The following is a 10,525-nucleotide window of genomic DNA, read 5'->3' as shown; positions in this document are numbered from 1 at the left end:
ACGGACTGGTCGACGGCGCGCAGCCGGGCGCCGACCGCGCCGCGCCGCTCGGCCTCGTAGCCGTCCAGCAGCGAGCCGCCGGGCTGGGGGCCGCCGGAGTGGAGGTGCCAGGCGAGGGAGAGCCGCCAGGCGAGGTTGTCGGCGTCGCGCAGGCCGTCGGCGAGGTTCTGCATGCCGAGTGCGCCGTGCAGGTGGGCGGCGTCGCCGGCCAGGAAGCAGCGGCCGCTGCGGAAGCGGGCGGCGAGGCGCTGCTGGGCGGTGTGGTCGGCGGCGGCGAGCAGTTCGTAGCGGGGGAGTTCGCCGCACCAGCCGGTGAGCGTGGCGGTGACCCGGGTGAGCAGGGTGTCGCCGGTGACGATGCCGGGCCAGGTGGCGTGCGGGTCGACCTGTTCGGTGGGGGTGGGCCGGCCGGGGGGCAGGCGCCAGTCGAGCCGCCAGACGCCGTCCGGCAGCGGACGGGCGGAGGCTTCGCGGTCGCCGCGCCAGGGGGGTTCGCGGTGCAGCCGGGCGCCGTCGAAGGGCAGGTCCACCCGGACGGTGGCGATGGCGTTTCGGTCGACGGCGGGGCGGCCGGGGAAGCGGATCTTCAGCAGTTTGCGGACGGTGGACCGGGCGCCGTCGCAGCCGACCAGGTGGCTGCCGCGCCACCAGGTGGCGGAGCCGTCCTGGGTGCCGTGGGTGCGGACGCTGACCCCGTCGCGGTCCTGTTCGAGCTCGACGACCCGGTTCAGCGGGACCAGCCGGACCAGCGGGGTGCCGGTCAGGGCGTCCCGCAGGCCGCGCTGGAGGCGGTGCTGGGGGAGGTGGAAGGCGGGGGAGTCGGTGAGGTCGATCCGCAGCACCTCCTGGCGGCGCCGCCAGACGGCGAAGGAGTCCCACAGCGCCGAGTCGGAGACGGCGCGGGAGTAGCCGATCCGGGTCAGGAAGGCGGTGGAGTCGGGGCCGAGGACGACGCTGCGGGGGCCCTCCGGGCAGAGCCCGGAGCCCTCGTCCAGGACGACGGTCGGCACCTCGTGCCGGGCCAGCGCGAGGGCCAGGGCCAGACCGACCGGTCCGGCCCCGACCACGATCACCGGATCCATGCGGGAACCTCCGGGCCCGAACCGGCCCATGGGCCGGCGTCGGTTACCGCTGCCGCATATGCCGCGTGGATGCTCCCGGGAGGTGTCACGAAGAGCAATGCAACAGTTCGCCTGGGTGTCCGTCAAGCAGCAGGTGAAGTGCGCCGGTTCGCGCCGCGACGGCCGCGTGCCTCGATCCACCGCGCGAGCGCGGTCAGCAGGAGGCACAGGGCGATGTAGATCGGCGCGATCACCAGGACCACGGGGATGTAGGGGAAGCCCGCGGCGTTCATCGGCTGGCTGGCGATCTTCTTGCCCATGAACAGCAGCTCGTTGTAGGTGATGATGAAGCCCAGCGAGGTGTCCTTGAGGGTGACGACCAGCTGGCCGATCATCGACGGCAGCATCGAGCGGACGGCCTGCGGGACCAGGATGCCGGACATCACCTGGGTCTTGCGCATCCCGAGGGCGTACGCCGCCTCACCCTGGCCGCGCGGCACCGCGTTGACGCCGCTGCGGATGATCTCGGCCTGGACGGCGCCGTTGTAGAGGGTGAGGCCGAGCACCAGCGCCCACATCGGGTTCTTGGCGAAGAACGCGTAGTAGAGCCCGACGATCAGGATCAGCAGCGGCATCGCCCGGAAGAACTGGACGACCGAGGTGCAGACCCAGCGGACCGGCCGGTGGTCGGACAGCTGTCCGGCGGCCAGCAGTGCGCCCAGGGTGAGCGAGAAGGCCGCCGCCAGGCCGAAGGCCTTCAGGGTGGCCAGCAGGCCGTCCACGATCATCTGCTGGACGAAGGTGTACTGGAACGGGTCCCACAGGTCGGCGTCGAACTGGCCGTTGTCGGCGAGCGCGGAGACGACGTACCAGAGCAGGCCCGCGATGCCGATCAGCGAGAGGACGCCGAAGACGCGGTAGCGGGTGCGGGCCCGGGGGCCGGGGGTGTCGTAGAGGACACTGGCCGAGGCCTGGCGCTGGAACAGACTCATGCGTCCACCTCGCCGCGCTCCGCGGGGGCATTCGCCCGTACGCACCTCTTGATGATGTGCTCGCTCCGCTCGCTCATCGGGCCACCGCCAGTCGGGATTCCAGGACGCGGAAGAACGAGGCGACCGTCGCGCTGATCAGCAGGTAGGCGCAGGCCACCCAGAAGAAGATCGAGAAGATCGAGCAGCCGCGCTCGGAGAAGGTCTGCTGGGCGCTGTACAGCTCGCCGACGCTGAACGCGCCGGCGATCGCCGAGTTCCTCGGCAGTGCGATGAACACGCTGCTCATCGGGGCCAGCACGGTGCGGGTGGCCTGCGGCAGGACGACCAGGGTGAGGGTCTGGAAGAAGTTCATGCCGAGGCTGCGGGCCGCCTCCACCTGGCCGAGCGGCACGGTGTTGATGCCGGAGCGGATCACCTCGCAGACGAACGAGGCGGTGTACCCGCCGAGCGCCAGCACCGCGAAGCTGAGGTGGCTGAAGTGCACGCCGAGCGGCGGCAGGCCGAAGGTGACGGCGAAGAACAGCAGGGTCAGCGGGGTGTTGCGGAACAGCGTCACCCAGGTGGTGCCGAAGGCGCGCAGGACCGGCACCGGGGAGACCCGGAAGGCCGCCAGCAGGGTGCCCAGCAGCAGGGCGAGCAGGGCGCTGAGCGCGCTCAGCTCGATCGTCTGCAGGAAGCCGTCGCGGAACAACGCGAAGTTGTCCTGCTCGAACAGGAACCCCATCCGGCGGCCCTCCTCTCACAGATGGTCAGAACAGATGGTCAGAACAGATGGTCGGCGTAGGTGATCGGGTACGGCGGCCGGATCAGTAGCGGTCGAGGGTCGGGATCGCCGGGGCGGCCGAGCCGGACGCGCCCAGGGTCGCGTCGTAGGCCTTCTTCCAGTCGCCGTTGTCCTCGTGGGCCTTGAGGGAGTCGCTGATCGCGTCGCGCAGCGCCTTGTCGTCCTTGTTGAGGCCGACGCCGTAGTTCTCCTTGGTGAAGGGCTTGCCGACCACCCGGAGCTTGGGCGAGTACTTGGAGGCGTAGCCCTTGAGGATCGCGTCGTCGGTGGTGACCGCGTCGACCTCGCCCGACATCAGCTTCTCGACGCAGGCCGAGTAGGTGTCGAACTGGGTGATCTTCGGGTTGTACTGCTTGATGTTCTGGATCGAGGTCGAGCCGGTGGCGGTGCAGACGTTCTTGCCGCCGATGCTCTCCGGGCCGGTGATCGAGGTGTTGTCGCTCTTCACCAGGAAGTCCTGGCCGGCGATGTAGTACGGGCCGGCGAAGGAGACCGTCTTCTTGCGCTCGTCGTTGATGCTGTAGGTGCCGACGTAGAAGTCGATCTGGCCCTTGGCGATGGCCGGCTCGCGCTGCGAGGAGACCAGGGTCTGCCACTTGATCTGCTGCGGGGTGAAGCCGAGGTCGGCGGCGACCATCTTGGCGATCTCGATGTCGAAGCCGCTGCGGTCGCCGCTGGCGACGTCCTCCCAGCCGAGGTTCGGCTGGTCGGCCTTGGCGCCGATGATCAGCTGGCCGCGCTTCTTGGCCTCGGCGATGATCGGGGAGTCGACCTTGACGTCGGTCTTGACCGTGTAGGCCGGCAGCGCCGGGGCGCCGCCGGCGCTCGCCGAGTTCGCGGAGGAGGCGGGCGTGCCGTCCTTGCCGCAGGCGGCGGTGGCGGTGAGCGCGACGGCACAGAGCGCCACGGCGAGGGTGCGGGAAGTCCTCATGAGGGTGTTCTCCTGGGGCTGGGCCGCGGCGTCAACCGGGCTCTGGCGTCTGGAAGTCGTGCACGGGCAGGGCCGGCCGGCGTCGTCGCCGGCTGCGGCCCCGCGTGGTCTCGAAGGGTCAGTGGTGCAGGATCTTCGAGAGGAAGTCCTTGGCGCGGTCGGAGCGCGGCGCGGTGAAGAAGGCGTCCGGGGTGTTCTGCTCGACGATCTTCCCGTCGGCCATGAACAGCACCCGGTTGGCGGCGGAGCGGGCGAAGCCCATCTCGTGGGTGACCACGACCATCGTCATGCCGTCGGCGGCCAGTTGGCGCATGACCTCCAGCACCTCGTTGACCATCTCCGGGTCGAGGGCCGAGGTCGGCTCGTCGAAGAGCATCACCTTCGGCTTCATCGCCAGCGCCCGGGCGATCGCCACGCGCTGCTGCTGGCCGCCGGAGAGCTGGGCCGGGTACTTGTCCGCCTGCGCCCCGACGCCGACCCGCTCCAGCAGTTCGCGGGCGGTCTTCACGGCGTGCGAACGGACCACCTTGCGCACCTTGACCTGGGCGAGGACCACGTTCTCCAGCACGGTCTTGTGCGCGAACAGGTTGAAGGACTGGAACACCATGCCGACCTCGGCGCGCAGCCGGGCCAGCTCCCGGCCCTCGGCGGGCAGCGGGCGGCCGGACAGGGTGATCGTTCCGGAGTCGACGGTCTCCAGCCGGTTGATCGTGCGGCAGAGCGTGGACTTGCCCGACCCGGACGGGCCGATCAGCACCACCACCTCGCCCTGGCTGATCTCCAGGTCGATGTCCTGCAGCACGTGCAGCGCGCCGTAGTGCTTGTTGACCTTGCTCAGCACGACCAGCGGGGCGGCTGCGGGGGTGGAGTCCTCGACCGGCTTCTCGGTCATCGCGCCTTGCTCCCTTTGTGTCGAACTGAGTTGGTTCCTGCCTGCCCTGGAGTTCCAACTCCCTTGAGCGGCAAAGGTGGTACGAATCCGGGAGCCACGACCGGCGGAGCCGCAGCCCCCGGTGGGGTGACCATAGGAGCGCTGACGGTGCCCCGTCAGCCGATCTGAGCGGAACTTGAGGATCACGAAACGGCCACGCGATCCGTACGTACTGTTCGCGAGTGTGTCGACGGGGCATGTCACAGCGGGAATCCGCACCGCCACCGGCCGTCCCCCACAAGCCCGGTACGCGGTCGAACCTGGCGCCCGGACGCCTGCTGGCCCATACTGCGCAGGACCGGGCCCCGCGTGAACGGCCCGGTGATCACGTGGGGGAAGGAGGAGAACAGGATGCGACTGCTGCTCGTCGAGGACGACGAACGCGTGGCCGCGGCGCTGGTCGCGGTGCTCGGCCGGCACGGCTTCCAGGTGCGGCACGCCCGCAGCGGGCACGAGGCGCTGGACGCCCTGGTGCCGGACGGCAACGAGCCGTACCGCGTCGTGCTGCTCGACCTCGGGCTGCCCGACCGTGACGGCTTCGAGGTCTGCAGCCGGATCCGGGCCGGCAGCGGGGTGCCGGTCATCATGGTGACCGCCCGCGCCGACATCCGCTCCCGGATCCACGGCCTCAACCTCGGCGCCGACGACTACGTCACCAAGCCGTACGACATGGGCGAGCTGCTCGCCCGCATCCACGCGGTCGCCCGCCGCGGCGCCCAGCCGTCCTCGGCGGCGGCGCCCGCGCCCGACTCCGTACCGCAGCAGCGCGGCCCGCTGGAGTCCCGCGGCATCCGGATCGACCGGGAGCGCCGCCGGGTCAGCGTGGACGGCCGTGACGTGCCGCTCACCCGCAAGGAGTTCGACCTGCTGGCGCTGCTCGCCCAGAGCCCCGGCGTGGTCTACCGCCGCGAGCAGATCTTCAGCGAGGTCTGGCGCAGCGGCTGGGAGGGCAACGGCCGCACCCTGGAGGTGCACATCGGCTCGCTGCGCAACAAGCTCGCGCTGCCGGGCCTGGTCGAGGCCGTGCGCGGCGTCGGCTACCGCCTGATACCCGACTCCCCGTCCACCACCGCGGCCGACCAGGCCCCGTCCGCCCCCGCGGAGCACTGACCGCACGTGCGCACCCGCCTGCTCGGCATCCTGATCGCCCTCATGCTCTGTGTCCTGGCCGCCCTGGGGCTGCCGCTCGCGGCGGCGTTCGCGGCGGCCGAGCAGAGCCGGGTGGTGGTCGACCGGCTCGACGACGCCGCCCGCTTCGCCCAGGACCTGCCCACCTCGGGCGCCGCCGCCCTGGACTCCGCCCGCAAGGCCGATCCGGAGCCCGCCCCCGGCGACCTCAGCCGACGGCACGCGATCGACGCCGAGGTCCAGCGCTACTACGACCTGTACGGCGTGCGGCTGGGCATCTTCCAGCGCGACGGCATGCCGATCGCGGTCGCGCCGCACGACTGGCGGGTGCCCGCCGTCGGCTGGGGCGCCCAGGCCTTCCAGGAGGCGCTCGACGGGCGGCGCAGCCACAACCCCCCGCAGGTCTGGCCGTGGACCGAGGACCGGACGATCACCGTCGCCGCCCCGGTGGTGCGCGACGGCGACGTGGTCGCGGTGGTGCTCAGCGAGTCCCCGACCGGGGCGCTGCGGGCCCGGGTGCTGCACAAGTGGCTGGTGCTGGCCGGTGGCGAGGCGGCCGCGATGGCCGTCGCCGTGCTGCTGGCCGTCCGGCTCACCGAGTGGGTGCTGCGCCCGGTGCGCACCCTGGACCGGGCCACCCACGACATCGCCACCGGGCAGATGGCCGCGCGGGTCGCCCCCGGCGGCGGGCCGCCCGAACTCCAGCGGCTGGCACGGTCGTTCAACGAGATGGCGGACCACGTGGTGCACGCCATGGACCAGCAGAAGGCCTTCGTCGCGGACGCCTCGCACCAACTGCGCAACCCGCTCTCGGCGCTGCTGCTGCGGGTCGAGGTGCTCGGGCTGGAGCTGCCCGAGGGCCACGAGGAGGAGGTCAGCGGCGTCCGGGAGGAGGGCACCCGGCTGGCCCGGGTGCTGGACGACCTGCTCGGCCTGGCCACCGCCGAGCACGCCCGTCCCGAACCCGAGCGGACCGACCTCGCCCAGCTGACCCTCGCCCGGGTGGACGGCTGGCGGCCGGTGGCCGAGCAGCGCGGCATCGAACTGCGCTGGGACGGTCCGGCGCTGGCCATCGGCATGGCGGACCCGATCGGCTTCGGCTCCGCGCTGGACGCCGTCCTGGACAACGCGCTCAAGTTCGGCCCGGCCGGCAGCCAGGTGCGGCTGCGGGTCGCGGTGCGCCGGGACGAGGTCGCGGTGACCGTCACCGACGCCGGGCCCGGGCTCACCGAGGACGAGGTGTCCCGGGCCGGGGACCGGTTCTGGCGCAGCGCGCGGCACCAGAACGTGGACGGCTCCGGGCTGGGCCTGTCCATCGCCCGCACCCTGCTGACGGCCGGCGGCGGCTCGCTCGGCTTCGCTCCGGTCGAGCCGACCGGGCTGGCGGTGACCCTGGCGGTGCCGCGGCCGGAACGGCCGTAGTCGGTCCGGCCGGCTAGGGCTTCACCGAGCGGTAGTAGCGCGCCGCGCCCTCGTGCAGCGGGAGCGGGTCGGTGTAGACGGCGGTGCGCAGGTCGACCAGCTGGGCGGCGTGCACCTGGGCGCCGATCTGGTCCCGGCTGTCGATCACCGCTCGGGTCATGCCCTCGATCAGCCCCGGGTCCACGTCGTCCCGGGTGACCAGCAGGTTGGGCACGGCCATGGTGGCGACGGCGTCCTTGGGCTCGGCGTTCGGGTAGGTGCCCTTGGGCATGGTGGCCGCCCGGTAGGCGTCGACGCCGTCGCCCTCGGACTTGTGCAGCGCCTCGGAGAGGTCGGCCAGCGGGACGATCCGGATCCGCATGTGGTCGGAGAGGTCGGTGAGCGCGCTGGTCGGCAGGCCGCCGGACCAGAAGAAGGCGTCGATCCTGCCCTCGCGCAGCTCGTCGGAGCCGTCGCTGACGCCCCCCGGCACCGGCGTTATGTCGTGGTCCGGGTCCAGGCCGGCCGCGGTCAGCAGCCGCCTGGTCACCAGGTTCACCCCGGACTGCGGCAGGCCGACGCCGACCCGCAGGCCCTTGAGGTCGGCGGCGCGGCGCACCGTGGAGTCGGCCGGGACGACCAGCTGCAGGTAGTCGTCGTACAGCCGGGCGATCGCCCGCAGCTTGCCCTTCCCCGGCCCCTGGTAGTCGGCGACCGCGTCGGCGGTGGCGATGGCGAAGGTGTCCTGGCCGCTGATCACCCGGGTGAGGTTGTCCACCGAGCCCTCGGAGCTGTCCAGGGCCAGCCGCACCCCCGGCATGGTCTGCGAGACGTGGCTCTGCAGCAGCTGCCCGTACCGGTCGTAGACCCCGCGCGGGACGCCGGTCGCGAAGCGGGTCTCCCCGCGCGGGTACCCGGGCGAGCGGGCCGCCGACAGCCACCAGCCGCCCAGCCCGGCGACCAGCAGCACCAGCACCAGTACCGTCCGCCACAGCGGGCTGCGGGCCGCGCGGCGGACGGCGGCGCCGAGACGTGACGGATCGGTGGGGGTCATGCAGGGATACTGCCAGGCGCTCCCCCCGAACGGGAGGGGTCGCGCCGAGCATCTGCGCGCGGAAGGCTCCGGGGCCGCCTTGACGAAGATCCGGGAATGGGCGGCTCGCGGCTGCCCGTACCCTGGTCTGGTGAGCGGTGAGAGCGGATTGAAGAGCTACAAGGTCGTCACGCACGGCTGTCAGATGAACGTCCACGACTCCGAGCGGCTGTCCGGCCTGCTGGAGGACGCGGGTTACGTCAAGGCCGGGCCGGACGGCGACCCGGACCTGGTCGTGTTCAACACCTGTGCGGTGCGCGAGAACGCCGACAACAAGCTGTACGGCAACCTCGGGCAGCTCGCGCCGGTCAAGGGCCGACACCAGGGCATGCAGATCGCCGTCGGCGGCTGCCTGGCCCAGAAGGACCGCGAGTCGATCGTCAAGCGCGCCCCCTGGGTCGACGTGGTGTTCGGCACCCACAACATCGGGCACCTGCCGGCGCTGCTGGAGCGGGCCGCGGTCGAGCGCAAGGCCCAGGTCGAGATCCTGGAGTCGCTGGAGACCTTCCCCTCCACGCTGCCCACCCGCCGCGAGTCCGCGTACGCGGCCTGGGTCGCCATCTCGGTCGGCTGCAACAACACCTGCACCTTCTGCATCGTCCCCGCGCTGCGCGGCAAGGAGGAGGACCGCCGCCCCGGCGACGTCCTCGCCGAGATCGAGGCGCTGGTGGACGAGGGCGTCATCGAGGTGACCCTGCTCGGCCAGAACGTCAACGCCTACGGCTCGGACCTGGGCGACCGCGAGGCCTTCTCCAAGCTGCTGCGCGCGGCCGGCCTGATCGAGGGCCTGGAGCGGATCCGCTTCACCTCGCCGCACCCGCGCGACTTCACCGACGACGTGATCGCCGCGATGGCCGAGACCCCGAGCGTGATGCACCAGCTGCACATGCCGCTGCAGTCCGGCTCGGACCGCGTCCTCAAGGCGATGCGCCGCTCCTACCGGCAGGACCGGTTCCTCGGGATCATCCGCAAGGTCCGCGAGGCGATGCCGGACGCGGCCATCTCCACCGACATCATCGTGGGCTTCCCCGGCGAGACCGAGGAGGACTTCGAGGAGACGATGCACGTCGTCCGCGAGGCCCGCTTCACCAACGCCTTCACCTTCCAGTACTCCAAGCGCCCCGGCACCCCCGCCGCCGAGATGGCCGACCAGGTGCCCAAGGAGGTCGTCCAGGCCCGCTACGACCGGCTGATCGCCCTCCAGGAGGAGATCTCCTGGGACGAGAACAAGAAGCAGGTCGGCCGCACCCTGGAGATCCTGGTCGCCGAGGGCGAGGGCAAGAAGGACGACAGGACCCAGCGCCTCTCCGGCCGCGCCCCCGACAACCGGCTCGTGCACTTCACCAAGCCCGACGAGCCGGTGCGCCCCGGCGACGTGGTGACCGTCGAGATCACCTACGCCGCCCCGCACCACCTGCTGGCCGAGGGCCCCACCCTCGCGGTGCGCCGCACCCGGGCCGGCGATGCCTGGGAGAAGCGCCAGGCCAAGCCCGCCGACAAGCCGGCCGGCGTGCTGCTCGGCCTGCCGGGCATCGGCGCCCCGGCCCAGCTGCCGCTGGCCGCCCCGGCGGGCGGTGCCTGCTGCGGCGACTGACCCGCGTGCCCCGACGGCGGCGAGCGTGCGAACAGGAGCTCCCGAGCTCCGGCCGGGCCGTTCGGCTTCCCGGCTAGAGTGATCCGCATGCTGGTAGCCGCCGCCGTGTGCCCCTGTCCGCCGCTGCTCGTCCCCGAGGTCGCCGCCGGGGCCGCGCCCGAGCTGGACGGGCTGCGCGCTGCCTGCGACGAGGCGCTGGCGGCGTTGGTCGCGGCCGGGCCGCAGCTGGTCGTGGTGGTCGGCGCCGGGCCGGAGGCCGAGGTGTGGACCGAGGGCGGGGCCGGGTCCTTCCACCGCTACGGGGTGCCGCTGGTCGCCAAGCTGCCCGGCGGGCGGGTCGAGGGCCCGGAACTGGCGCCCTCGCTGACCATCGGCGCCTGGCTGCTGGAACGCGCCGGGGTGACCCTGCCGACGCACGCCTGCGCGGTGCCCGCCGACGCCCCCGCCGACCGGATGCTCGGCCTCGGCCAGGGCCTGGCCGGCCTCGCCGACCGGGTCGCCCTGCTGGTGCTCGGCGACGGCAGCGCCTGCCGCACGCTGAAGGCGCCCGGCTACCTGGACGAGCGGGCCGAGGGCTTCGACGCCGCGCTGGCCGGCGCCCTCGGCTCGG

10 protein-coding genes are annotated in these 10,525 nt (G+C 72.4%); 4 read left to right on the top strand and 6 right to left on the bottom strand.

The genetic code is table 11. From position 1 onward, the window contains the following. The 5 genes from BG452_RS21220 to BG452_RS21200 all read right to left on the bottom strand — a co-directional run. Window positions 1–1,082, bottom strand: a 1,082-nt coding sequence (locus BG452_RS21220) for an FAD-dependent monooxygenase (protein ID WP_188305926.1), incomplete at its 3' end; no start/stop codon positions are given. Between the two features lie 122 nt (window positions 1,083–1,204). Continuing rightward, window positions 1,205–2,053 (bottom strand): amino acid ABC transporter permease, encoded by an 849-nt coding sequence (locus BG452_RS21215; RefSeq protein ID WP_188305925.1) that lies wholly within the window; start codon window positions 2,051–2,053, stop codon window positions 1,205–1,207. Window positions 2,054–2,126: 73 nt separating this feature from the next. Continuing rightward, window positions 2,127–2,777, bottom strand: coding sequence for an amino acid ABC transporter permease (locus BG452_RS21210; RefSeq protein WP_188305924.1), 651 nt, complete (start codon window positions 2,775–2,777; stop codon window positions 2,127–2,129). Window positions 2,778–2,859: 82 nt separating this feature from the next. Continuing rightward, window positions 2,860–3,768 (bottom strand): glutamate ABC transporter substrate-binding protein, encoded by a 909-nt coding sequence (locus tag BG452_RS21205; protein ID WP_188305923.1) that lies wholly within the window; start codon window positions 3,766–3,768, stop codon window positions 2,860–2,862. 118 nt (window positions 3,769–3,886) lie between these two features. Next, entirely contained in the window at window positions 3,887–4,660 is a 774-nt protein-coding gene (locus tag BG452_RS21200) for an amino acid ABC transporter ATP-binding protein (RefSeq protein WP_188305922.1), read from the bottom strand. A gap of 390 nt (window positions 4,661–5,050) precedes the next feature. Between BG452_RS21200 and BG452_RS21195 the strand changes: the two genes are divergently transcribed. Both BG452_RS21195 and BG452_RS21190 read left to right on the top strand, forming a co-directional pair. Continuing rightward, window positions 5,051–5,809: a response regulator transcription factor gene (locus BG452_RS21195; protein WP_188305921.1), complete on the top strand. Its 759-nt coding sequence runs from the start codon at window positions 5,051–5,053 to the stop codon at window positions 5,807–5,809. A gap of 6 nt (window positions 5,810–5,815) precedes the next feature. Then, entirely contained in the window at window positions 5,816–7,249 is a 1,434-nt protein-coding gene (locus BG452_RS21190; RefSeq protein ID WP_188305920.1) for a sensor histidine kinase, read from the top strand. A 13-nt stretch (window positions 7,250–7,262) separates the two neighbouring features. Here BG452_RS21190 and BG452_RS21185 read toward each other — a convergent pair whose 3' ends face one another. After that, a complete protein-coding gene (locus BG452_RS21185; protein WP_188305919.1) occupies window positions 7,263–8,282 on the bottom strand; it encodes a TAXI family TRAP transporter solute-binding subunit in 1,020 nt (339 codons plus the stop codon). A gap of 130 nt (window positions 8,283–8,412) precedes the next feature. Between BG452_RS21185 and miaB the strand changes: the two genes are divergently transcribed. Then, entirely contained in the window at window positions 8,413–9,915 is a 1,503-nt protein-coding gene (miaB, locus tag BG452_RS21180) for a tRNA (N6-isopentenyl adenosine(37)-C2)-methylthiotransferase MiaB (RefSeq protein ID WP_317621161.1), read from the top strand. 87 nt (window positions 9,916–10,002) lie between these two features. Further along, the coding region (locus tag BG452_RS21175; RefSeq protein WP_188305917.1) for a hypothetical protein at window positions 10,003–10,525 on the top strand (523 nt) is incomplete at its 3' end.

This window comes from Streptomyces sp. CBMA123 (assembly GCF_014596465.1).
GTDB lineage: Bacteria > Actinomycetota > Actinomycetes > Streptomycetales > Streptomycetaceae > Kitasatospora.
The sequence above is the reverse complement of the archived record's forward strand: the minus strand, read 5'-3'. Positions and strand labels throughout refer to the sequence as shown.